Source organism: Janthinobacterium sp. GMG2 (genome assembly GCF_033949445.1).
Classification (GTDB): domain Bacteria; phylum Pseudomonadota; class Gammaproteobacteria; order Burkholderiales; family Burkholderiaceae_D; genus Janthinobacterium; species Janthinobacterium aestuarii.
In genome coordinates, this window is the sequence record NZ_JAXAWA010000007.1 from 346,730 (window position 1) to 371,610 (window position 24,881).

Below are 24,881 nucleotides of genomic sequence, written 5' to 3' on the forward strand. Positions count from 1 at the left end.
ACAAAAGTATTATCCCTTCCGCCGCCCAGCTACGTCATGGAGGCATGGACGCTTGCGCTAACGCCAGGCTCCGTTCCCTTCTCTCTAGCCAGGAAACCATTGCCATGACCAAGCTTCACACTGCCCAGCGCCCAGTCCCCACGTCCACGCTGGGCAGCCGCTTGCGGCTCACGCCGCTCGCTTACGCATTGACCACCATGCTGATGGCGGGCGCCTTCAGCACGCCGGCCCGCGCGCAGCAGGCGTTCAGCGGCGGCTGGTTCGCGGCCAAGGGCGCGGCGCAAAATACGGCGGCCAGCTCCGGCCGCTTGCCGAATGGCCAGCCGCTGCCGCTGGGCAGCCGCCCAGAGGGCCAGCAACAGCAGGCGAACCAGCAGTTGCAGCGTTCGCTCAACAACCTGAACCTGGCCGCGCGCGCCATCGCCGCGCAGCAAGCGGCCCAGGCGCAGGCGCGTCAGGCCGCTGCCGGCGGCGCCAGCTTGCCGAACGGCCTGGCGCAGGGCGGCTTGCAGGTCGACACCAACAGCCTGACGGCTGGCTGGCTCAACGCCCAGGCGCCCGTGCAGACGGTAGCGGCAGGCAAGACGGCCGTGCTGGTGCAGCAGACGGCGGACAAGGCCATCCTGAACTGGGAAACGTTTAATTTGGGCAAGGACACGACATTGACGTTCCAGCAGCAGAAGGACTGGGCCGTGCTGAACCGGGTCAACGATCCGCAAGCGCGGCCCAGCCAGATCCAGGGCCAGATCAAGGCCGACGGCACGGTGCTGCTGGTCAACCGCAACGGCATCGTGTTCAGCGGCACGAGCCAGGTCGACACGCGCAGCCTGGTGGCGGCCGCTGCCCGCATCAGCGATGCGCAATTCCAGAAGAACGGCATCTACAGCCCCGGCACTGCCGGCGCCGCGACGTTCACCGAGGCGGACGGCAAGGTGCTGGTGCAGACGGGCGCGCGCCTGGCCAGCAATGCGCCCAAGGGCAGCACGGAAGGCGGCGGTTACGTGATGCTGCTGGGCAAAGAGGTCCACAATGCTGGCGAGATCAATACGCCGAAAGGCCAGGCCCTGCTGGCCGCCGGCGACAGTTTTACCATCAAGAAGGGCGTGGGCACGGATGGCAACCCGCTGTCGACCACGCGCGGCAGCGAAGTCACGCCGCAATTCGCGGCCGCCAGCACTGCGGGCAAGGTCGTCAACACGGGCCTGATCCAGGCGCGCGAAGGCGACATCACCCTGGCCGGGCGCGACGTGCGGCAGGATGGCGTGCTGCTCGCGTCCACCACGGCGGCCACGCGAGGCACCATCCACCTCAACGCCCTGGGCGGCGATGCTGCCGTGACCCTGGGACGCGGCGCCACCACGGCCATCGTCGTCGAGGACGACGGCAAGACGATGGCGCTCGACAGCCAGCGCGACGCCATGCGCGGGCCGGCCGTGACGTCCACGGAAAATATCCTCGCCGTCAACGACCGCCGCGACCAGTCGCGCATCGAGATCGGCAGCGCCGGCACGGTGGAATTCCTTGGCGACTCGCTGACCCTGGCCACGGGCGGGCAGCTCGCCGTCAACGCCGGCAGCCGCAGCCTCGTGCGCGATGGCGCCCAGCTCGACGTTTCCGGCGCCGTGGGCGTGAAAGTGGCGATGTCTGCGAACAATGTCGAGATCAACGTGCAGGGCAACGAGCAGCGCGACGCGCCCGTCAACCGCGACGGCAAGGCCCTGAACAACAGCAGCATCTGGGTCGACCGCCGCAAGCTCGTGTTCGTACCGAAAGGCACGAACGGCTACGACAGCGACCGCTGGTACACGGCCGGCGGCTTGCTGGAAGTGGCCGGTTATTTGGGCACGCAAGGCCATTCCGTCAGCGAATGGATGGCGCAGGGCGGCACGGTGAGTTTTGGCGGCAAGGATGTCGTCACGCAGCTTGGCTCCAGCATCAACCTGTCGGGCGGCACCCTGGACGTGCAAACGGGCGCCGTGCGCCAGACCTGGCTCAAAGGCGCGGACGGCAAGCTGCACGAGGCGGGCAATGCGCCCGGCGACTTGCAGTATCTGGGCGTCTACAAGGGTTACGAGGAGGAACACGCGCGCTGGGGCAAGGATGCCAGCGCCTTCTACGCCAATCCCCTGATCGCCGCGCAACTGCGCCTGGAAAACGGCTACACGGCAGGCCGCGACGCGGGCAAGCTCGTGGTCGCCACGGGGTCGGCCGTGCTGGAAGGCGGCATCGCCGGCGACGTTTTCCAGGGCGAGCGCCAGGTGCAGGCGCCGCAAGCGCTGCTCGACGGCTACCAGCAGTCGCAGTTCGCGGCCGCGCAGCGGGGACAATTGATCGTTGGCCAGTATCAGCCCATGTTCGACAAGCGCACGGGCGTGCTGCAGCATGCGCTGTCGGCCGTCATGGACGAGGTGCGCCTGACGCGTGTGCAGGACGGCATCGCCGCCGCCCTCGACGTGACAGGCATGCTGGACGCTGAGCGCCAGGGCAAGCTGCTGCTCGACACCGGCTTGCTGAACAGCCAGCAACTGGGCGCCATCCGCATCGCGGCCAAGGGCGCGGTCACCGTCGACAGCGCGCTGCAGGTGGCCGATGGCGGCAACATCACCTTGTTCGGCAATGACGTGGCCATCAACGCCAGCCTGCGCAGCCATGGCGGCAGCATCATGGCCGGCAATGTGCTGAACCAGATCGGCGCGCTGGGCATGAGCGACACCGTCGTCATCCCGGGCGGGTCCGTGGGCAAGCTGGTGCTGGCTGATGGCGTCAGTCTCGACACCAGCGGTTTGCTTAGCAATGTGCTGCGCGACCCGCTGGCCGCCGCCGGCTTGCCCTACATGAATGGCGGCAATGTCTCGTTGCGGGCGAGCGGCGACGTGCGCATCGGCAATGGCAGCCTGATCGACGTGAGCTCGGGCGCGGCCATCCTGTCGCAGGCGAAACAGCAGGGTGGCAAGGGCGGCAACGTGAGCCTGGCCAGCTATGGGCCGAAGGCCGACCTGGTGCTGGGCGAGGGCGCACAAGTGCGCGGCCATGGCGTGGCGGGCGGCGGCAAGCTGGAATTGCAGGCGAACAAGATCGTGATCGGCCAGGCCGAGACGGAACGGAAAGGCGCCCTGCAACTGGGCGGCGACTTCTTCGACAAGGGGTTTTCCAGCTACAGCCTGGTCGGCAAGCAGGGCGTGGCGGTGGCGGAGGGCACGCAGGTCGACGTGCGCATGCCCGTGCTGCGCGTGGTGGACAACGAGAAACTGGCCGTATGGACGCCGGAGCAGGTCACGGAAAACGCGCTCAAGGGCACCTTGACGCAGCGCAAGGGCGCCAGCCTGGCCTTGCAGGTGGGCGATATCGAGTCCGATGCGGCCGGCATGGCCAGCGCCGAACTGCTGGTGGGCAAGAGTGCCGTGGTGAGCGTTGATGCGGGCCAGTCCATCAAGCTGTCCAGCGTGGGCCAGCTGACGGTGGATGGCCGCTTGAACGCCTGGGGCGGCAAGATCAGCCTGGGCGGCGTGGGCGTCGCCGTGAATGTGTCCGAAGCCGTGGAAGCGGCCGGCCATGGCCGTTCCCTGTGGATAGGCGACAATGCCGTGCTCGACGTCGCCTCGCGCGCCGTCACGGCCACGGATGCGCAGGGCCGGCGCTACGGCAAGGTGGTCGATGGCGGCAGCATCGTCGTCGGCGGCGAGATCGACCCTGTGCAGGGCAGCACGTCGGCGGCCAGCTTGTTCGTCGTCGTGCGCGACGGTGCCGTGCTCGACGCTTCCGGCGCGCATGCCGTACTCGACGTGAACGGCGCGGCCGTCGACGTGGCCAGCGCGGGCGGGGGCATCGCGCTGGCGTCGAACAATGGCTTGTATCTCGATGGCCAGCTGCTGGCCAGGGCCGGTGGCGCGGGCGCGGCGGGCGGCACGCTGTCCGTGGCCACGGGGTCGCCCGAATACCTGAAAGTGCTGGCCACGGACAAGGTGCTGCAGGGGCGCCAGCTGGCGCTGACGCAACGCCAGGGCGCCAGCGACCTGGCTGAAAACGTGAGCGCACGGGACGCGGCGGCAACGCTGCAGTACGGCCACGGCCGGTTTTCCGTGGAGCAGGTGGAAGCGGGCGGCTTCGGCAGCCTGGCCCTGCTGGGTGCCGCCTCCTTCGATGGCGACGTGTCGCTGCATCTGCAGCAAAGCTTCCAGCTGTACGGCGCGCCCGTGCTGACACCAGGCAGCAAGCCCGGCGCGAAGGTCGGCATCGCGGCGCCGTACGTGCGCCTGGCCAGCGTCAAGCCGGTTGGACGCGATTTCTATGTCACGCCAGGCACGGCGGGCGAGTCGCCGGTCGCCGGCCAGGTCAGCATGGCGGGCGACCTGATCGACGTGCGCGGCCTGGTTAATATCGTTGCCGACGACGTGCGCCTGACCAGCCGCGGCGACTTGCGTTTCCTGCTGTCCCCGCTGGGCTGGGGCGGTGCGGAGGCGACGACGGTGCTGTCCTCGCCGGGCGACATGACCCTCAGCGCGGCCCAGCTGTACCCGGACACGGGCGCCGGCGCCGCCGTACGCGTCGGTTATGGCCGCACCGATGGAAAGTTCGGCTACGACCCGGCGCGCAGCCTGCGCATCGCTCGCACGACCGATGGCGTGCCGGCCATGCCGTATTCCGCCTTCGGCTCGCTGGAACTGGAGGCTGCGCATATCGAGCAGGGCGGCGTGGTGCGCGCACCGCTGGGCCGCCTGGCGATCGGCGCGGCCCGCTATGACAATGACAAAAGCCTGAGCGTCAATCTGCTGGCCAACAGCATCAGCTCCGTCAGCGGCGCCGGCCTGGTCATGCCGTATGGCGGCACGGTCGATGGCCAGAGCTGGAACGTGGACGGCAAGCTGGCCGCCTTCATGGGCGTGGGCGGCTTCAATGCGCAGGGCGGCTTGCGCGTCGGCGTGGAAATGGCCGGCGTGGCCGTGCACGTGCAGCCGGGCGCGCTGCTCTACCTGTCCGGCGGCGGCGAACTGACGGGCGCCGGCTTCATCGCGGGCCGCGGCGGTTCCACCGATGCGCGCACCCACCCGCTGGTGCAGGTGGGGGCGAACGGCGGTTTCATCCTGCCGGGCCTGGCGACGAATCCCGTGTACGCCATCGTGCCGGGCGTGCAGGCGCCGCAAGCGCCTTCGGGCGCCGCCGATGCGGTCATTGGCCGGCAAGTGACGATAGGCAGCGGCGTGCCGGGCCTGGCGGCCGGCACCTATACACTGATGCCGTCGACCTACGCCTTGCTGCCGGGCGCCTTCCGCGTGGAGCTGAACGGCCTGGCGGGCCAGGGCGGCGCCGGTACGCTGGCGCAGCAGCTGCGCAACGGTTCCTGGGCCGCGTCCGGCACCCTGTCGATCGCCGGCACGGACATCCGCGCGCCGCTGGCCAGCCAGCTGATACTCACGCCGGCCAAGGTCTTGCGCACGTATTCCCAGTACAACGAAATGGGCTATGCCGCGTTTGCCCTGGCCGATGCGCAAACGCGCGGCATTCCCCGCGCGATGCTGCCGTCCGATGCGAAAACGCTCAAGCTGAACATGGCGCCCGGCGGCGGGCTCGAGACGTTCCAGTTCCAGGGCGCCGGCAAGTTCGCGGCGGCCGAGGGCGGCTATGGCGGCACCGTGGTGCTGATGTCGAACGATAGCTCGACTGGCGAAATTGAAATCCTCGCTGACGGCGCGCCAGCCAGCGGCGGCGCAAAACAGGTCAGCATACGCGCTTCAAGCCTGAACAATATCGGCGCGGCCCGCATTGTGGTGGGCAATTCGCCCACCGTGGAATATGGCCAGGGCGGCAATTACGTGAACTTCGGCGTCCAGTCGGCGCGCGCCATCTACCTGCGCGCCGGCGCCGTCCTGTCGGCGCCCGAAGTGTTCCTCGTCGCCCAGGACCCGAGCAACGCGCAATTGGGTAATGGCCTGATCGATATCGCGGCCGGCGCCGGCATCAACACCCTGGGCCGCGGCAAGGCCGCGTACGACGCCAACGATGGCTTTATCTACAAAAGCCGTCCGGACGTGCACGTGCTGGCCGCGTCGAACGGCTTGCTCAATGTGGCCCCCGTCAGCGGCACGACGCGCGGCGGCATCCGCATCGGCATGTGCGCCGCCGCTTGCGCCGGCACAGGCACGGGTACAGCGAGCCTGTACTCGGAAGGCACCTTGCTGCTGGCGACCAGCGGCAGCTTCCAGCTCGACGACACGGCCCGCTACGGCACGCGCAACCTGAGCCTGGCCGTGGGCGCCATCAATATCGGTTCGAACGAGGCGCTGGCGGCGGCCCAGGCCGGCGGCACGCGTCCCGCCGGCCTGACCCTGAACCAGGGGCTGCTGGACCGATTGCTGCGCGGCGACACCAGCACGGGCGCGCCAGCGCTGCAGGCGCTGATGCTGAACGCGGCCGACAGCGTCAATTTCTATGGCGACGTGGTGCTCGACACCTACGACAAGACGAGCGGAAAATCGAACCTGGAGCGCCTGGTGCTGACCACGCCGGCCATGTACGGCCAGGGCGCTGCCGGCACAGTGGCCACCATCCGCACGGCCAATCTGATCTGGGGTGGCGCCCTGTCGCAGGCCGGCAATGTGATTGCGCGCGGCGCCGGCACGGGCAGCGGCACCCTGAGCCTGGAAGCGGAACGCATCGATTTCGGCTTCGGCCCGTTCACGCAGCCGGCCGGCGTCGCCACCTTCGACCGCATGGCGCTGGGTTTTGGCACCGTCAACCTGAAAGCGTCGGGCCAGGTCACGGCCAACCACAAGGGCAGCCTGTCCGTCCACCAGGCGCAGGGCGCGTATGAGACGGGCAAGGGTTTCCAGTACAGCGGCGGCAACCTGAACATCGTCACGCCGCTGCTGACGGGCGACGCCGGTTCCGCCCACAGCTACACGGCCGGTGGCGCGCTGGCCGTGACGGCGCCGGCCGGAGCGGCGGCAGCCATTCCCGCCAAGAATAACGCCGCGCTGGGCGCCCAGCTGGCCTTGCACGGCGACAGCGTGAACGTGGCCACGGCCGTGGTGCTGCCGAGCGGCAAGCTCACCATCAGCGCGCAGCACGACATCAGTGTGGCCGACGCTGCGCGCATCGACATGGCGGGCCGCAAGAGCACTTTCTTCGACGTGGACAAATACAGCTGGGGCGGCGACGTGAGCCTGGACAGCCGCGCCGGGGATATCCGCGCAGCTGGCGGCAGCGTGATCGACCTGTCGGCCGGGAACAACCGCGCCGGCAGCCTGAAAGCCGTGGCCCTCGATGGCGCGGCCGGCATGGTGGAGCTGCAAGGCAAGATATTGGGCGGCGCCAGCGGCAGCTACGACGCGGGCGGCACCATGCTGCACTATAAGAACGGCAGCGTGGACGTGCGCGCGCACACCCTGGGAGCGGGCGGCACCGTGGACGGCCAGTTCGCCGCGCTCAACACGCGCTTGAACGAGGGCGGCGTGACGGGCGCGCGCAGCTTCCAGCTGAAGCAGGGCGACTTGACCATCGGCAATGAACTGATGGCGGGCGAGGTGCAGGTATCCGTCGACAATGGCCGCCTGACGGTGGCCGGCGTGATCGATGCCAGCGGCGAGCGCGTGGGCAGCATCCGCCTGGCCGGCAAGCATGGCGTCACCTTGGCCAACAACGCCGTGCTTGACGCGCATGGCACCGTTCTGCGCGTCGACAGCTATGGCAAGATCATCGACAGCCCGAACCGGGCCATGGTGGAACTGAACGGGGGCGAAGGCTTGCTGGACCTGGCCGGCGGCGCGCAGATCGACGTGCGCCACGGCACGGCGGCCGTGCTTGGGAAGGGCAAGGGCGCATACGACGGCGCCGCGCGCGGCACGGTGGAACTGAGCGCGCCGCGCCTGGGCAGCGGCGGTTCCCGCACGGACGCAGACGCGGCCACCTTTGGCGATATCGCCATTACGGCTGGCGGCGGTTTCACCATCCGCGGCGCGAAATCGATCGCCGTCAATGCCATGCAGCGCTATGACGATGCGGCTTATGCCACGGACCTGTCGGCCACCGGCCGCCCATATCAGGTGGTCAACCAGGCATACCTCGACAGCAAGCATGTGGACAGCACGGCCTTTATCGATGCGGCGCTGGCCAACACGAACTTGCGCAATGGCAAGCTGGCGGGCTTGAACACGGCCGCGTATGCCGAGGCGCTGCACTTGCGTCCCGGCGTCGATATCGTCAGCAAGACGGCGGACGGCGACCTGGTGGTGCAGGGCGACCTGGATTTGTCAGGCATGCGCTACGCCAGCCTGAACCCGCGTTTTCAAGTGACGAATGCGCGCGGCTCGGGCGAGGTGGGCAGCCTGCTGCTGCGCGCTGGCGGCGATTTGAATATCTATGGCAGCATCAATGACGGCTTCGCGCCGCCGCCGTCCACGCAGGACGACAAGGGCTGGTTGTTGCTGCCGGGGCGAGACATCAACGGCAGCGACGTCATCGTGCCGGGCAAGGGCGTGACCCTGGCCGACGGCACCATCTTCCCGGGCGGCGTCACGCTCAATTACGACGTGCCCGTCAAGGCCCTGAGTTTCCGCGCCAACACGCGCCTGCCCGTGGATGTGGTCCTGAACCAGAAGCTCACCGTGCCGGCCGGCACGGTACTGGCCGCTGCCGTGCGCGACAGCGCCGGCAATATCGTCCACGCGGCGGGTACCTTGCTGGCCACGGAACAGACCTTTACTGCCGGCATGCGGCTCGACGCGGGCAGCGTGGTCGCGCAAATGGTCAAGGTGCGCGCCATGACCTGGCCGAAAGGCGTTGCCTTGCCCGGCTTGCTGGGCGAGCTCAACGTGGTCACGCTCAGTGGCAAGGTGGCGCTGCCCGTCGGCGCGCTGATCCCGAACGGCACCGACGTCAAGCTGCTGCCCGGCGTGGATGCCATCGAACTGCGTCCGGAAGTGGCGGGGCGCCAGGGCGCGCTGTGGGCCATCGCACCGATGCTGGCCGAAGGTTCGCAATCGTGGGGCATGCGCCTGGCGGCCGGCGCCGACCTGGACGCGGCCGACACGCGCAGCGTGCAGGCGCATCCGTCGCACGGCACCCTGCGCCTGGCCGACAGCCATTACGGCATGTATGGCGTCATGATCCCGCCGAAGGGCGTGCAGCACTGGACGCAGGCGGCGCAGGAGCTGGGCGAGCGCGAGGGCATCGTCGGCATCGTGGCGGGCGAACCGATCACCGAGGAATTCATCAGCCAGTTCGGCCAGACCGTGGCGGAGTTCTGCGCTGGCGACGCCAGCATGTGTGTGCTGAAGCTGGCCTATGTGTGGACCAAGGCCGGCGCCGAAGAATTCGCCGACCCTAGCGTGAAGGCGGGCGACGTGGTCGACCTGGCCGGCCTGGGCTGGCCCACCATGTGCGAGGAAAACCCCACCTGGTGCGGCACCTCCAACCCTACCTTCGACAACAAGGCGTCCAGCCTGCGCCACAGCGTGCTGCGCACGGGCACGGGCGACCTGGACCTCGTCAGCGGCGGCGACTTGCGCGTGGATAGCCTGTACGGCGTGTACACGGCCGGCATGTCGTCCATGGCGACCACGGCCGGCGACCCGTACAACCTGGCGCGCGCGCGCAATCTGGACGGCAAGGTGCTGGCCAATCCCGATGGTGCGCATGAACGCCTGGTCGATGGCGGCGCCGACAGCATTTACCGGGCATGGTATCCGGACCAGGGCGGCAATCTGCTGCTGCGGGTGGCGGGCGACCTGAGCGGCTCGCTGGTCGGCGCGTCCGCCGCCACCAACGGGCGCCCCGTCAGCAAGGATGGTCCGGGCGATTCGGTGGCCGTGGGCAACTGGCTGTGGCGCCAGGGCAGCGGTGGCGTGGCCACGGGCGGTCCGGCCCAGCCGACAGCGTGGTGGATCAATTTCGGCAGCTACGTGGGCCGCGATACCCTGGCCGATACCGTGCTGGGCTTTACGGGCTTCGGCACCCTGGGTGGCGGCAACGTGCGCGCCGACGTGGCGGGCGATGCGGGCGTGCTGGCGCCCAAGGTTGCCACCGTGTATGACATCAACATCAATCCGCGCTCGCAGGGCTTGCTGCTGGCCGTGGGCAGCACGGGCCGCGTGCTGGCCGATGGCAGCCTGCAACTGACGGGCGGCGGCGACCTGGACCTGCGCGTGGGCGGCGCCCTCAATCCTGCCAGCCAGTCCGGTGGCGGCCACTTGAATGGCGCGCTGGTCGATTTGCGCGGCCACGTGGACGTGGCCGCAACGCAGCTGGGCAATGTCGCGCTGCAGTACGGGACGCGCTCGACCGACCACGTGCCGCTGGAAACGCGCGCCTTCGACGCCTTCCACGCCACGCGCGCCACGCCGCAGGGCGGCATGACCCTGGTGCCCGGCGACGCCACCGTCAGCGTGGCAACCTTGGGCGACCAGGTGCTGCAGGACGTGGCCGACCCGGGCCGCGTGCCGATGTTCAACGCCGCGCCGTTCATCAGCGCGTCGGGCGAGCCGGGCGCCGGCTACAGCTGGTTCAGCCTCTGGACGCCGCGCACGGCGCTCGACCTGTTCTCCGCCGGCGGCAACATGACGCCGCTGACGGCGCCGGTCGGCACGGCCACCGACCTGGCCGTCGTCTACCCGTCCATCGTGCGGGCCGCGGCCGCGAATGGCAGCTTGTACTATGGCAAGACCATCTCGGACTGGGGTGGTGCGACCGCGTATGCCGATCCTTTGCTGCTGGCGCCGTCGGGCTACGCCCAGCTGGAGTGGCTGGCCGGCGATTCCATCTATGCGGGCGGCTATGCCGTCAGCCAGTCCGGCGCGGCCGCCGACAGCATGGCCACGCCGTTCAAGCCGGCCTTCGAAGCGTGGAATCTCAGGCCTGGCAGCCTGACGTCGGCGGGCGGCAATGTTTCGGGCACGGGCGTGCCATCGTCGCAGTGGAACTTTCCGCTGTTCGCCTTCGGGCCCGATTCCGCCGCCGGTCCGGCCAACAGCGGCACGCAAGTGGCGCGCATCTATGCCGTGAAGGGCGATCTGATCGGCGTCAATAGCGGCCGCATGGTTGCGTTCTACGACGCCAAGCACGCGGGCATCACCTGGTACGAGGGAGCGCAACCGGTCTGGATGAGGGCGGGCCGCGATATCGTCGGCAGCGGCACGGCGCTGCTGGAAGCCATCGACGGCACGGGCGGTGGCGACATGATGTTCCGCAATTACAGCAACCTGTTCGTGCACAACAACGCTTTCGACGTGTCGGTGGTGTCGGCCGGACGCGATATCCTCAGCAGTTCCTTCAACGTGGCCGGCCCCGGCACGCTCGACATCAGCGCCGGGCGCAATATATTGATGCAGGACAAGGGCAGCGTCGTCAGCCTCGGTCCCGTTGTGGCGGGCGACAAGCGTCCAGGCGCCGGCATCGCCATGCAGGCCGGCGTGGGCGCGGCCGGCCTTGACTACCTGCGCTTCGTCAAGCCCTATCTCGACCCGGCGAACGTGGCGCAGACGGGCGTGCCGCTGGCCGACCAGGCCGGCAAGGTGGTGAAAGCGTACGACGGCGAACTGGCGAGCTGGCTCGGCGAGCGCTACGGCTTCAAGGGCACGGCCGCCGAAGCGCTGGCCTACTTCCTGGCCTTGCCCGAGCCGCAGCAGCGCGTGTTTGCCCGCAACGTGTATTTCGCGGAACTGAAGGCGGGCGGGCGCGAGTTCAACGATGCGGACAGCGCGCGCTACGGCAGCTTCCTGCGCAGCCGCAACGCCATCGCGGGCCTGGCGCCGGCCACGGACGCGAATGGCAAGACGATTGCCTATGCGGGCGACATCATCATGTACCGCGGCCTGTACGCCAAGCGCAACGACGGCGAGCAGCGCTGGGATTACTTCCCCCGCAGCGGCTACGTGCATACGAACTTCGGCGGCGACATCCAGATGCTGACGCCGGGCGGCAAGCAGGTGCTGGGCATCGAAGGCGAGGCGCCGCCATCGACGTCGGGCGTGATCACCAAGGGCGGCGGCAATATCGGCCTGTTCTCGCACGGCAGCATCCTGCTGGGCCAGAGCCGCATCATGACGACGTTTGGCGGCGACATCCTCGGCTGGTCATCGACGGGCGACATCAACGCGGGGCGCGGCTCGAAGTCGACCATCGTCTACACGCCGCCCAAGCGCGTGTATGACAGCTGGGGCAACGTGGCCCTGTCGTCCGACGTGCCGAGCACGGGCGCCGGCATCGCCACCCTGGCGCCGATCGCCGAAGTGCCGGCCGGCGACGTGGACTTGCTGGCCCCGCTGGGCACCATCGATGCGGGCGAGGCGGGCATCCGCGTGTCGGGCAACGTCAACCTGGCCGCGCTGACGGTGATGAACGCGGCGAACATCCAGGTCAAGGGCGAAGCCAAGGGCATGCCGGCCGTGGCATCCGTCAACGTGGCGGCCATGACGAACGCCAGCGCGGCCGCCACGCAGGCCACGGCCGCCGCCCAGGACGTGGTGCAGCGCGAGCGCGCCGCCACCCGTTCGGCGCAGCCCTCCGTGTTTACGGTGCGCGTGCTGGGCTTCGGCAATGACGCGCCGCCCGACAGCGCGCAAGCGGCGCCGCAGGATGGCGCGCGCATCGAGGCGGCCGACTACAATCCGCGCAGCGCCGTGCGCGTGCTGGGCCTGGGCCCGCTGCCTGAATCGGCCACGCGCCAGCTGACGGCGCAAGAGCGCAGCAGGTTGTCGCCATGATGGCCGGCCTGGTGAGTATGACGGCTGCCTTGCCCTTGCGCATGACGGGCATGGCTTGGTACCGCCCGGCCATCCGCCCCCGGCAGCAGGCGGCGAACGACGTGGCGCCAGGGCAGGGTGCCCGGCTGCAGGCTGTGCTGGAGGGCAATTACGCGGCCCTGCACCGGCGCCTGGCGCGCCACCTGGGCTGCGCCGAGCTGGCCAGCGACAGCTTGCACGACGCCTGGCTGCGCCTGGGCAGGCTGGCGGCCGGGGACGCGGACGGAGCTGCGCTGGCGCACAGCCCCGTCGCCTATGTGTTTCGCGTCGCGTGCAATGCGGCCATGGACAGCCTGCGCCGCAACCGCGCCTGGTTGTACGCGGACGACGGCGATGGGAGTGGTGCAGGCCTCGTCGATTTCCTCGCCGATACGGCGGCGGGGCCGGAACGCCTGGCCGAGCTGCAGGCCGACGTGCGCCGATTGGCGCTGGCTGTCGATTTGCTGCCGCGGCGCCACCGGCAAGTGCTCGAAGCGCTGCGCGTGGATGAACTGACCCGCCAGGAGGTGGCCGAGCGGCACGGCATGTCCTTGCGTAACGTCGATACGGCCTTGCGCCAGGCGCTCGACCATTGCGCCCGCCACACGGGCTACGCGGCGCAGGGCGGCGTCGGCACGACCCGGCGCGGCCTCAGGCTGAACGTTCGTTTGCGTACAGACGCGTAGGCATCGGGCCGTCAGACTGCTGCTTCGGGCCTGCATGCGCCCACCCAGCCAGGAGGAAGCGCGAGATGACAGACTGTAATGAAATTAATGCCGGCAGGCGCGGCTTGCTGATCGCCGGTGCGCTGTCGGCCACGGCGGCGGCCGTGCCCGGCGTCGCGGGAGCGGCGCAGGCCGTCAGCACGACCGGCCAGGCGCCACCAGTCCTGATGAAAGTCAGCCTCGATGTCAACGGCCGGCGCCACAGCCTGGAACTCGACACGCGCACCACCTTGCTCGACGCCTTGCGCGAACATTTGCAGCTGACGGGCACCAAGAAGGGCTGCGACCACGGCCAGTGCGGCGCCTGCACCGTCATGCTCGACGGCCAGCGCATCAATGCCTGTTTAACTCTTGCCGTGATGCATGACGGCGCCAAGGTCACCACCATCGAGGGGCTGGGCACACCCGAGAAGCTGCACCCGATGCAGGCCGCCTTCATCGCCCACGACGGTTATCAATGCGGCTATTGCACGCCGGGGCAGATCTGCTCGGCCGTCGCCGCGCTGGGAGAGATACGCCAGGGCATCCCCAGTCACGTCAGCACGGACTTGAACGCGGTCCCGCAGGCAACGCCGGAAGAGCTGCGCGAACGCATGAGCGGCAACATCTGCCGCTGCGGCGCCTACTCCAACATCATCGAGGCCATCACCGAGGTGGCGGGGAGGCCGGCATGAGAGTGTTCAGCTACCAGAAGCCTGCCACGCCGGCCGAAGCGGCGGCGGCCGCCGTGAACACGCCGGGCGCCCGCTTCATCGCGGGCGGGACGAATCTGCTCGACCTGATGAAGCTGGAAATCGAGACGCCGGCACACTTGATCGACGTCAATGGCCTCGCGCTGGATAAGGTGGAAGCAACAAAGGATGGCGGCTTGCGCATCGGCGCCCTTGTGCGCAACACGGCGCTGGCCGCGCACGCCACCGTGCGGCGCGATTATGGCGTGCTGTCGCGCGCCTTGCTGGCCGGCGCTTCGGCGCAATTGCGCAACAAGGCGACGACAGCAGGCAACCTCTTGCAGCGCACGCGCTGCCCGTATTTCTATGACACGAACCAGGCCTGCAACAAGCGCGTGCCGGGCAGCGGCTGCTCGGCCATCGGCGGTTTCAGCCGGCCGCTGGCGATTCTGGGCGGCAGCGATGCCTGCATCGCCACGCACCCGAGCGACATGGCCGTGGCCATGCGCGTGCTCGATGCCGGCATCGACACGGTGCGGGCCGATGGCAGCACGCGCAGCATCCCCATCGCCGACTTTTACCGCTTGCCGGGCAACACGCCGCACGTGGAAACCGTGCTGCAGCCCGGCGAACTGATCACCAGCGTGACCTTGCCCCGGCCCGCTGGCGGCACGCACGTCTACCGCAAGGTGCGCGACCGGGCCTCGTACGCGTTCGCGCTCGTGTCCGTGGCGGCCATCATCTTGCCGAACGGCACGGGCAGGCTGGCCCTGGGCGGCGTCGCGCCGCAGCCGTGGCGCGTGTCCGCCGCCGAGCAGGCGATGCCCGAGGGGGCCGCCGCCGTGAGCGAACGCCTGCTGGCCGGCGCCCATCCCACTGACGACAACGGCTTCAAGGTGAGCCTGGCGCAGCGCACGATTGCCTCGGTGCTGGCGCAAGCACAAGCGAAGAAAGGCTAGCGCCATGAAATTTTCAACACCTGCGACCACCAATCCCATCGATCAGCTGAAAATCGTGGGCCGCCCCACGGACCGCATCGACGGCCCCCTGAAAACCACGGGCACGGCGCCGTATGCGTATGAGCAGAACAAGGCCGCGCCGCATGCGGCCTACGGCCATGTCGTCGGCGCGGCCATCGCCAAGGGGCGCATTGCTTCGATCGACACGAGCGCCGCGCGGCGCGCGCCGGGCGTGCTGGCCGTGGTGACGGCCGAGTCGGCTGGCAAGCTGGGCAAAGGCAAGATGAACACGGCAAAGCTGCTGGGCGGGCCGGACATTGAACATTACCACCAGACCATCGCGCTCGTGGTGGCGGACACCTTCGAGCAAGCCCGCTCGGCCGCGCAGCTGCTCGACGTCAAGTACATCGAGCAACAGGGCGTGTTCGACCTGGCCAGGGCCAAGGGCGGCGCCACCAAGCCGAAAGACGGCAAGCCCGACAGCAAGACGGGCAACTTCGCCGGCGCCTATGCCCATGCGCCCGTGCGCCTGGATGCGACCTACACGACGCCTGACCAGTCGCACGCCATGATGGAGCCGCACGCCTCGATTGCCGCCTGGGAAGGCGACAAGGTGACGGTCTGGACGGCGAACCAGATGGTGGACTGGGGCCGCGGCGATCTGGCGCGCACTTTGGGGATACCGAAAGACAAGGTGCGCATCGTTTCGCCGTATATTGGCGGCGGCTTCGGTGGCAAGCTGTTCGTGCGCGCGGAAGCCTTGCTGGCGGCCCTGGGCGCGCGCGCGGCCCAGCGTCCCGTCAAGGTCGCCCTGGCGCGGCCCCTGATGATCAACAACACGACGCACCGGCCCGCCACCATCCAGCGCCTGCGCATCGGCGCCACGCGCGACGGCAAGATCACGGCCATCGGCCATGAATCGTGGTCCGGCGACTTGAAAGGGGGGCAGCCGGAAACGGCCGTGATGCAGACGCGGCTGCTGTATGCGGGACCGAACCGCATGACGGCCATGCGCCTGGCCGTGCTTGACTTGCCGGAAGGCAATGCCATGCGCGCGCCGGGCGAGGCGCCTGGGATGATGGCGCTGGAAATCGCCATGGACGAGATGGCGGACAAGCTGAAAATGGACCCCATCGTCTTCCGTATCCTGAACGACACGAAAGTGGACCCGGAAAAGCCAAGTAGGCCGTTTTCCCAGCGCCGCCTGATCGACTGCCTGCGCACGGGCGCTGTGGAATTCGGCTGGAAGGAGAGATCGGCGCAGCCGGGCACGCGGCGCGACGGCCGCTGGTTGGTGGGCATGGGCGTGGCGGCCGCCTTCCGCAACAACCTTGTCATGAAGTCCGCCGCCCGCGTGCGCCTCGACGGCAACGGCATCGTGACCGTGGAAACGGACATGACGGACATCGGCACGGGCAGTTACACCATCATCGCGCAGACGGCGGCGGAAATGCTGGGCGTGACCTTGAACAAGGTGGTCGTGCGTCTGGGTGACTCGGATTTTCCCGTCTCGGCCGGTTCGGGCGGGCAGTGGGGCGGCAACAGTTCCACGGCTGGCGTGTACGCGGCCTGCGTGCGCCTGCGCCAGGCCATCGCCGTCAAGCTGGGCTTCGATGAGAAAGAGGCGCGCTTTTCCGATGGGCAAGTGACTCAGGGCGAGCGCAGCGTGCCGCTCGCTGCCGCCGCCTACCATGGCGACGTCGTCGCGGAAGATCATATGGAATACGGCGACCTCGATAAAAAGTTCCAGCAATCGACGTTTGGCGCCCATTTCGTCGAAGTGGGCGTGGACGGCGACACGGGCGAAGTGCGCGTGCGCCGCATGCTGGCCGTGTGCGCGGCCGGGCGCATTTTGAACCCGAAAGCGGCGCGCAGCCAGGTCATCGGCGCCATGACCATGGGCGTGGGCGCGGCCCTGATGGAAGAACTGGTGGTCGACCAGCGCCGCGGCTTCTTCGTCAACCACGACCTGGCCAGCTACGAAGTGCCCGTGCACGCCGACATTCCGCACCAGGACGTCATCTTCCTCGAAGAAACGGACCCCACGTCTTCGCCCATGAAAGCCAAGGGCGTGGGCGAGCTGGGCATCTGCGGCGTGGCGGCCGCCATCGCCAATGCCGTCTACAACGCGACGGGGGTGCGCGTGCGCGACTATCCGCTGACCCTCGACAAGCTGCTGCGGGGGCTGCCCGTCATGAGCTGACATCTGCCTGGCGTCCTTGCGCGCGTGACAATGCGTGTATTTTTGGTAATTTTCAAGTGCTATGCTCGGAACGCATGGTGCGGGGAAAATTTCCGGCTCGCAAGGCCATGCCGCCAGGAGAATGCATGAACAGCTCATCAATGCCGCCGCGGATACTGATCGTCGATGACGAGCTGGCGCATGTGCGCGCGCTGTGCGACACCTTGCGCGGCCAGGCGTATGACACGACGGGGCTCGCTTCGGGCGAGACGGCGCTGTCCCTGCTGGCCGTCGAATCGTTCGACCTGCTGCTGGTCGACCTGATGATGCCGGGCATGAACGGCATCGCCGTGGTGGAAGCGGCGCGCAAGATCGATCCCGACCTGGCCTGCATCATCATGACGGGCGAAGGCACGATCGCCTCGGCCGTGCAGGCCATGAAGGCGGGCGCGCTCGATTACGTCGTCAAGCCGTTCAAGGTGTCGGGCATCCTGCTGATACTGGCGCGGGCGCTGGAGACGCGCCAGCTGCGCATCGCCAATGCGCGCCTGGAACTGCTGCTGCGCCAGCACACGGCCGAACTCGACGCCATGAACAAGGATTTGCAGCTGGCCCGCGAAGTGGCCGAGCGGGCGAACCAGGAAAAGACCAATTTCCTGTCCAGCATGAGCCACGAGCTGCGCACGCCGCTCAACGCCATCATGGGCTTTTCGCAGATGCTGATGTCCGATTCCATCCCCTCGACGGCGCAGGAAAAGAAAACCTTTGCCTCGCACATCTTCGGCGCCGGCCGGCATCTGCTGACCCTGATCAACGACATTCTCGACATCGCCAAGATCGAGTCGGGCAATATGTCGCTGTCGATGGAACCCGTGAGCCTGGCCGACATCTACCACGAATGCTGGCAAATGATGGAACCGCTGGCGCACAAGCGCGGCATCACCCTGACGTTCGTCGAAGCGGGCGGCGTGCATGTGCTGGCCGACCGCACGCGCCTCAAGCAGGTGCTGATCAACCTGTTGTCGAACGCCGTCAAGTACAACCGCGAACAGGGCGAGATCCACGTCGATTGCCAGCCCGTCGACGCGCGCCAGCTGCGCCTGTCCGTGCGCGACACGGGCGGCGGCATGAGCGCGGCGCAGCTGGAGGCGCTGTTCCAGCCCTTCAACCGCCTGGGACGCGATGCGCGCGACGAGGAGGGCACGGGCCTAGGGCTGGTGGTCAGCAAGCGCCTGGCCGAAGCCATGCAGGCCAGGCTGGGCGTGGCCAGCACGCCCGGGCGCGGCAGCACCTTCTGGCTCGATATCGCCAGTTGCCCGGCGCGCCAGCCGCCGCAGGAAAGTGCGCGCCTGTCCGTCATTGCCCGGCCCGCCGAAGCGGTACGGCTGCCGGACCGCAAGACGCTGCTGTATGTGGAAGACAATCCCCTGAATGTGACCCTGGTGGCGGGTTTGATCCATTTCCGTCCCGATCTCGACCTGCTGTCGGCCGGCGACGGCCAGACGGGCCTGGACATGGCGCGCCGCCACGTGCCGCAGCTGATACTGATGGATAGCGACCTGCCCGACATCAGCGGCACGCAAGTCATGCAGCAGCTGCGCGCCGATGCCCGCACCGCGCATATCCCCGTCATCGCCCTGACGGCCTTGGCCGGGCCCGGCGATATCCGCCAGGGGCTGGCGGCGGGCTTTTACCGCTATCTCACCAAGCCGATCGACGTAACGGCGTTTTCCGAGGCGATCAACAGCGCGCTGGAGTCGGCCACGGCGCAGTGCAGCGCATGAGCGGCCTTGCACCGGGGCGGTGGATGGCCAGGCTGGCGGTCATCGCGTTGTTGCTGGCGCTGGTTGCCGCGGCCATCTGGCAGTTCCATGCCCGTCCCGCCGCGCCGCCCGGCCCCGTGGAAGTGCTGCGCCTGGCCGTGAATGCGGAATACGTGGGCAGCTGCCCCGTCCTGGCCGCGCACGGGCAGGGGCATTTCGCGCGCGAAGGCATCGACGCGCGGCTGCAGCCGTATTCGTCGGGCAAGGCCTCGATGGAAGCCGTGTTGCAGGGCAAGGCCGACCTGGGCACGGTTTCCGATATTCCCGTCGTGCTGGCCAGCCTGAAGAAGCAGTCCGTCGTCATCATCGCCAGCATCTTCGAGGCCGAGCGCGACCACGGCATCGTGGGGCGCCTGGACCGCGGCGTGTCCACGCCCGCCAGCCTGAAGGGCAAGCGCATCGGCGTGACCCTGGGCACGTCCGGTCAATTCACGCTGGATGCCTTTTTGAACCGCCAGAAGCTGCTGCCCGCCGAAGTCACCTTGCGCAACTACGCGCCCGAGCAGCTGGCCGGGGCGCTGGCGCGGGGCGAGATCGATGCGGCGGCTGGCTGGGAACCGTTCCTGACGGGCATGACGCATGCCATCGCCGGCAAGGCGGCCATCTTCTATGGCGAGGATGTCTATGCGGGCCTGTTCAACGTGGCCGGCACGGACGGCTATGTGCGCAGCCACCCGGCCACGGTGCGCAAGGTGCTGCGCGCGCTGATCGCCGGCGCCCGTTTTTGCCAGGACGAGCCCGACGCCGCGCGCGCCCTGTTTGCCAAGGCATCGGCCAGCGAGACGGCGCGCCTGCAGGCGGCCTGGCACGGTTACCGCTTCGGCGTCGTGCTCGACCAGGGCTTGCTGCTGGCGCTGGAAGACGAGGCGCGCTGGGCCATCAGGAACCGGCTGGCCGAGCGCGGCGACATGCCGAACTTCCTCGACGCCGTCTACCTGGACGGCCTGGAAGCCGTCGCGCCATCGGCCGTGACGGTCATTCATTGAGAAGGCCACCGTGAAAATCGTAACGCGTTTCAAGCTGGCCGAACTGTTTTGCGTGGTGCTCGTGGCCATCATCGTCGCCATGCTGTTTTCCACCACCATGGCGATGCAGCGCGAACTGGCGAAGAACAAGGCGGCGGCCGATATCCTGCAAGCCGTCACGTCGCTGCGCTACCTGTCGATCGAATATGCGTTGCACCATGGCGAGCGCACGCGGGCCCAGTGGCAGTTGCGCAGCGAATCGCTGTCGTCGGGCCTGCTGGCCGCGCCCGCCTTCAGCACGGACGAGGAGCGCGCGCTGCTGCTGAAATTGCAGGGCGACCTGGCCGGCGTGGGCGGCCTGTTCCACCTGTTTGTCGCGAACCACCGCGAGCTGGGGCAGGACCCGCAGCGGCGCGAAGTGCTGGACGAGCTGGAGTCGCGCCTGTCCGGCCAGATCATGGGCAAGGTGCAGGGCATGATTTCGGAGGCGATGCGGCTGTCCGAATTGAGCCGGCAAGGGGTGCTGGAGGCGCAGCAGCGGGCCAACGTGGCCGTGGTGCTGTTTGGCGGCATGATCATCGCGCTGGTGGCCGGCCTGATTTACTTCACCATGACCAGCGTCACGGGACCGCTGGAAAAACTGCGCCAGGGTACCCTGATCGTCGGCGCCGGCAAGCTGGACTTCTCGCTCGGCGTGCACACCAAAAATGAAATCGGCGACCTGGCGCGCGCCTTCGACGGCATGACGGAAAAGCTGCGCCGCACCACCGTCTCGCGCGACGAGCTGGCGCACACGAATGCCGCCCTGGAAACGCAGATCGCCGAACGCCAGCTGGCCGAGCGCAAGGTGCATGAACAGCTCGAACGCCTGAACCTGCTGCAGCAGATCACGCGCTCGATCGGCGAGCGGCAGGACTTGCGCAGCATCTTTCAGGTGGTGGTGCGCAGCCTGGAAGAGCAGCTGCCCATCGATTTCAGCTGCATCTGCCTGTACGAACCGTCGCAGCACGCGCTGCAGGTGACGTGCGTGGGCGTGCGCAGCGAGGCGCTGGCGCAGTCGTTCATGATGAGCGAACACGCGCACATTCCCATCGACGAGAATGGCCTGTCGAGCTGCGTGCGCGGCAAGCTTGTGTATGAAGCCGACATCGCCGGGGTGGCGTTTCCATTCCCGCAGCGCCTGGCGCAAGGGGGGCTGCGCGCCCTCGTCATGGCGCCGCTGCTGGCCGAAAACACGGTGTTCGGCATCCTGATCGTGGCGCGCCGCGCCGCAAACAGCTTTACCAGCGGCGAGTGCGAATTTCTCAGCCAGCTGAGCGAACACGTGGCGCTGGCCGCCAACCAGGCGCAGCTCTACGGTGCACTGCAGCGCGCGTATGACGATTTACGCCAGACGCAGCAGTCGGTGATGCAGCAGGAACGCCTGCGCGCGCTGGGGCAGATGGCCAGCGGCATCGCGCACGACATCAATAACGCCATTTCCCCCGTCGCCCTGTACACGGAATCGCTGCTGGAGACGGAAACCAATCTCAGTCCGCAGGGCCGGCATTGCCTGGAAGTGATCGAACGGGCCATCGACGACGTGGCCGCCACCGTGGCGCGCATGCGCGAATTCTACCGCCAGCGCGAACCGCAACTGGCGCTCTCGCCGATCGACGCCAACCTGGTGGTACAGCAGGTGCTGGACCTGACGCGCGCGCGCTGGAGCGACATGCCGCAGCAGCGCGGCATCGTCATCGCCCTGCGCACGGAGCTGGCCGACGCGCTGCCCATGCTGCCCGGCAGCGTGGGCGAATTGCGCGAAGCGCTGACCAACCTCGTCTTCAACGCCGTCGACGCCATGCCCGATGGCGGTACCCTGACCGTGCGCACGGCCGGCGTGGGCGCGCCCGGCCAGGTGCTGATCGAAGTGGCCGACACGGGCGTCGGCATGGACGAGAACACGCGCCGCCGCTGCCTGGAACCGTTTTTCACCACCAAGGGCGAGCGGGGCACGGGCCTGGGCCTGGCCATGGTGTACGGTATGATGGAGCGCCATGGCGCCAGCATCGACATCGTCACGGCGCCGGGGCAGGGCACGGCGGTGCGCCTGGCATTTCCCGCCTGCGCGGCGGACGCGGGGGAGCCGGCGCCCGACGCGGCCCACGCCGTGCCGCCGCGCCTGCGCATCCTCGTGGTGGACGACGACCCGATGGTGCTCAAGTCCCTGCGCGACATCCTGGAAATCGATGGCCACGACGTGGTGTCCGCCGATGGGGGCCAGGCCGGCATCGACAGCTTCCTGGCCGCGCGCGACCGGCACGAAGATTTCGAGGTAGTCATCACGGACCTGGGCATGCCCCACGTGGACGGGCGCAAGGTGGCCAGCGCCGTGCGCCAGTGTTCGCCGGCCACGCCCATCATCATGCTCACGGGCTGGGGCCAGCGCCTGGCGGCCGACAGCGACTATCCCGAACACGTCAACTGCGTGCTGGGCAAGCCGCCCCGGCTGAAGGAATTGCGGCGGGCCTTGAATGCTGTCATATCGACGGGGTATGCCCTGGGGGAGAGGGGCAAGGCCGTCAGAGCCTTGCCGGGTTGCTAGCAGGAGGGCGGACTATACTTTTGTGCAAGTCGTTTCGGTAATATCCAGGTTCGCAGCCTTGCCGCTGGCATCCGAGAAGACCGTGTCATACAGGAATTTTACAGCGTAATCTTTTACAACCAAGTTGCCGCTGGAATTCAGGCGGAATTCCCGACCCCGTCCAATTGGCGCATCTTGCGTGCTATAGATGCCGGCATAGCCGATCTTGTCGGCAAGGTGGATTACCGGATAGATGCGATCGTTGACTAATTGGCTTGCAAGATTGCCGGCGCCGCCATAATGCGCCGTATCGGGGCCGGTGATGATGCCCTGGTTTAACGAGAGTGTTTGTGCCGATGCCCCCAGATAAGGGTAATAGGCAAGGCCCGATATCTGCAAGGTGTCGCTGGCGCCGGCGGCGATCTGGCCCAGCGTTTGGGAGCCAGTTGCACACTTCCACTTGCCGTCCAATGTACCGCTGCTGATGGCCGCGATGACCGATGGCGCTGGTGCGGCATCGCCGCCACCTCCGCCGCCGCCACAGGCGGAGAGCATGGTTGCAAGAAGAGTGATAATGATTTTTTTCATAGTAGGATCAGTGATGCCGGCAAGGCGTGCCGTGGCGCGCCGTGATTCTACGGATATTTCTGTATGGAAAACTCACAAATTGTCACATGGTTGAATGTCAATGGCGGCGGGGCTGTATTGGCATGGCAATCGAGGTCTTTCCGCTATACTGACGGCCCGACATCGTAGCCCGAAAATCACATGGACCTGAGTACCCACGCCGCCGTCGTCAATTGCGAAGCGTATCGCGATGGCAAGAAGATCGCCCACTTCGACATCGACAAGGTGGGCGACTTTCTCGGCGACCCCGATTGTTTCGTCTGGATCGGCATGGCCAGCCCCGACGCCACGGCCATGCAGGCGCTGCAATCGGCGTTCGGCTTGCACGAACTGGCCGTCGAGGATGCGCAGGGCGCGCACGAGCGGCCCAAGCTGGAAGAGTACGGCGACACCCTGTTCATGGTGATGCACACGGCCACCCTCGATGGCGAGGCCATCGTCTACGGCGAAACCCACGTCTTTCTCGGCCCCCGCTTCATCATCACGGTGCGCCATGGCCCCTCGGCCGGCTATGCGAAGCTGCGCGAGCGCAAGGAAAGTGTGCCCGAGAAGCTGGCCAGCGGCCCCGGCTACGTGCTGTATTCCATCATCGATTTCATCGTCGACCAGTACCAGCCCTGCATCGACCATTTGCAGGCCCGCTTCCAGCACTACGAACTGCAGCTGTTCAAGCCCAGTTTGAGCGAAGACAAGCTGCAGGATTTCTACCAGCTCAAGACGGAGCTGCTCAAGCTCGACGCGGCCGTCAATCCCCTGCACGACATCTGCACCCAGCTGATCCGTTTCCATGGCGACATCGTGCCCAAGGAAAACCGCATCTATTACCGCGACATTCTCGACCACGTCAAACGGGTCACGCACACGGCGGGGCAGATGCGCGAGCTGGTCAATTCGGCCATGCAGGTGGCGCTGGGGCAGATCTCGATCCGCCAGAACGAGGTCGTCAAGCGCCTGGCCGCCTGGGCCGCCATCCTGGCCGTGCCCACCATGGTCTTCAGCCTGTACGGCATGAACTTCGAATTCATGCCGGAACTGAAGTGGCGCGGCAGCTATCCAGCCGTGATCGTCCTCATCATCGCCGGCTGCTTCTGGCTGCACCGGCGGCTGAAGCGCGAGGGGTGGCTGTAGCGGCGGCAGATGGTCGGCCTGCAAATATTGGAGAGTTTCTTCGTTCAATCAGCTGCTACGACGAAGTCTCTTGACAATGCGGTTGATGGCAGGTAACTGAACCCCTTGGCGTGGATAGCGGTCCGGCTGGCGCTTCACCTAGAGTCGCCGGTGCGGACCACATTGCCTGCCCGACCCCACAAGGCTCCTGGTTTTCCAGGAGCTTTTTTTTGCCCGTGCCGCTTATGCCTGCACCCACACGCACGCCGCTTCTAAGTTTGGAAAACGGCAGAAATCATTGCCCTGCGCATAGAAGTTGATTTGTATCAACATGTTGCTTTATGAAATTATTTTCGGATTTATATTCTTTACAATGGAATGATTTTCCTTGTGAAATACATCGCCCACTGTTTGTGTAAATTTCAGTTCATACAACCGATCAAGGCGCACGGAATAACTTTACTCAAAGCAGATCAATGACGACACCAACACCAACACCAACACCAACACCAACACCAACACCAACACCAACACCAACACCAACAC

The 24,881-nt window shown here is 67.3% G+C and carries 10 protein-coding genes; 9 read left to right on the top strand and 1 reads right to left on the bottom strand.

All coding sequences use genetic code 11. The annotated features are described in order from the left end of the window. Nucleotides 1-104: 104 nt before the first annotated feature. The 8 genes from SKZ59_RS23755 (at nucleotide 105) to SKZ59_RS23790 (ending at nucleotide 22,622) form a co-directional block, all read left to right on the top strand. Entirely contained in the window at nucleotides 105-12,695 is a 12,591-nt protein-coding gene (locus tag SKZ59_RS23755; RefSeq protein WP_319993133.1) for a filamentous haemagglutinin family protein, read from the top strand. Beyond that, on the top strand, nucleotides 12,692-13,399 hold the full coding sequence (locus tag SKZ59_RS23760; RefSeq protein ID WP_319993134.1) for a sigma-70 family RNA polymerase sigma factor: 708 nt from the start codon (nucleotides 12,692-12,694) through the stop codon (nucleotides 13,397-13,399). The genes SKZ59_RS23755 and SKZ59_RS23760 overlap by 4 nt, the downstream gene beginning before the upstream one ends. Nucleotides 13,400-13,464: 65 nt before the next feature. Beyond that, nucleotides 13,465-14,112, top strand: coding sequence for an aldehyde dehydrogenase iron-sulfur subunit PaoA (paoA, locus tag SKZ59_RS23765; RefSeq protein WP_319993135.1), 648 nt, complete (start codon nucleotides 13,465-13,467; stop codon nucleotides 14,110-14,112). Then, nucleotides 14,109-15,068 carry a xanthine dehydrogenase family protein subunit M gene (locus tag SKZ59_RS23770; protein ID WP_319993136.1) on the top strand — a complete coding sequence of 320 codons (960 nt, stop codon included), beginning with the start codon at nucleotides 14,109-14,111 and terminating at the stop codon, nucleotides 15,066-15,068. The genes paoA and SKZ59_RS23770 overlap by 4 nt, the downstream gene beginning before the upstream one ends. A 4-nt stretch (nucleotides 15,069-15,072) precedes the next feature. Next, nucleotides 15,073-17,271: an aldehyde oxidoreductase molybdenum-binding subunit PaoC gene (paoC, locus tag SKZ59_RS23775; protein WP_319993137.1), complete on the top strand. Its 2,199-nt coding sequence runs from the start codon at nucleotides 15,073-15,075 to the stop codon at nucleotides 17,269-17,271. Nucleotides 17,272-17,396: 125 nt separating this feature from the next. Further along, complete coding sequence (locus SKZ59_RS23780) at nucleotides 17,397-19,034, top strand: response regulator (protein WP_319993138.1); 1,638 nt, start codon at nucleotides 17,397-17,399, stop codon at nucleotides 19,032-19,034. Further along, nucleotides 19,031-20,059 (top strand): NrtA/SsuA/CpmA family ABC transporter substrate-binding protein, encoded by a 1,029-nt coding sequence (locus SKZ59_RS23785; RefSeq protein ID WP_319993139.1) that lies wholly within the window; start codon nucleotides 19,031-19,033, stop codon nucleotides 20,057-20,059. Before SKZ59_RS23780 ends, SKZ59_RS23785 begins: the two co-directional genes overlap by 4 nt. Before the next feature lie 10 nt (nucleotides 20,060-20,069). Continuing rightward, nucleotides 20,070-22,622: an ATP-binding protein gene (locus SKZ59_RS23790; protein ID WP_319993140.1), complete on the top strand. Its 2,553-nt coding sequence runs from the start codon at nucleotides 20,070-20,072 to the stop codon at nucleotides 22,620-22,622. A 12-nt stretch (nucleotides 22,623-22,634) separates the two neighbouring features. Here SKZ59_RS23790 and SKZ59_RS23795 read toward each other — a convergent pair whose 3' ends face one another. Continuing rightward, entirely contained in the window at nucleotides 22,635-23,189 is a 555-nt protein-coding gene (locus SKZ59_RS23795; RefSeq protein WP_319993141.1) for a hypothetical protein, read from the bottom strand. A 180-nt stretch (nucleotides 23,190-23,369) separates the two neighbouring features. On the opposite strand from SKZ59_RS23795, the gene corA reads away from it, so the two are divergent. Continuing rightward, on the top strand, nucleotides 23,370-24,356 hold the full coding sequence (corA, locus tag SKZ59_RS23800; RefSeq protein WP_319993142.1) for a magnesium/cobalt transporter CorA: 987 nt from the start codon (nucleotides 23,370-23,372) through the stop codon (nucleotides 24,354-24,356). Nucleotides 24,357-24,881 lie beyond the last annotated feature (525 nt).

Bases quoted from the DNA above. Each gene is read 5' to 3' on its own strand.
- SKZ59_RS23770 (WP_319993136.1), top strand. From the start codon at position 14,109: ATGAGAGTGTTCAGCTACCAGAAGCCTGCCACGCCGGCCGAAGCGGCG.
- SKZ59_RS23780 (WP_319993138.1), top strand. From the start codon at position 17,397: ATGAACAGCTCATCAATGCCGCCGCGGATACTGATCGTCGATGACGAG.
- SKZ59_RS23755 (WP_319993133.1), top strand. From the start codon at position 105: ATGACCAAGCTTCACACTGCCCAGCGCCCAGTCCCCACGTCCACGCTG.
- SKZ59_RS23785 (WP_319993139.1), top strand. From the start codon at position 19,031: ATGAGCGGCCTTGCACCGGGGCGGTGGATGGCCAGGCTGGCGGTCATC.
- SKZ59_RS23760 (WP_319993134.1), top strand. From the start codon at position 12,692: ATGATGGCCGGCCTGGTGAGTATGACGGCTGCCTTGCCCTTGCGCATG.
- SKZ59_RS23795 (WP_319993141.1), bottom strand. From the start codon at position 23,189: ATGAAAAAAATCATTATCACTCTTCTTGCAACCATGCTCTCCGCCTGT.
- corA (WP_319993142.1), top strand. From the start codon at position 23,370: ATGGACCTGAGTACCCACGCCGCCGTCGTCAATTGCGAAGCGTATCGC.
- paoC (WP_319993137.1), top strand. From the start codon at position 15,073: ATGAAATTTTCAACACCTGCGACCACCAATCCCATCGATCAGCTGAAA.
- paoA (WP_319993135.1), top strand. From the start codon at position 13,465: ATGACAGACTGTAATGAAATTAATGCCGGCAGGCGCGGCTTGCTGATC.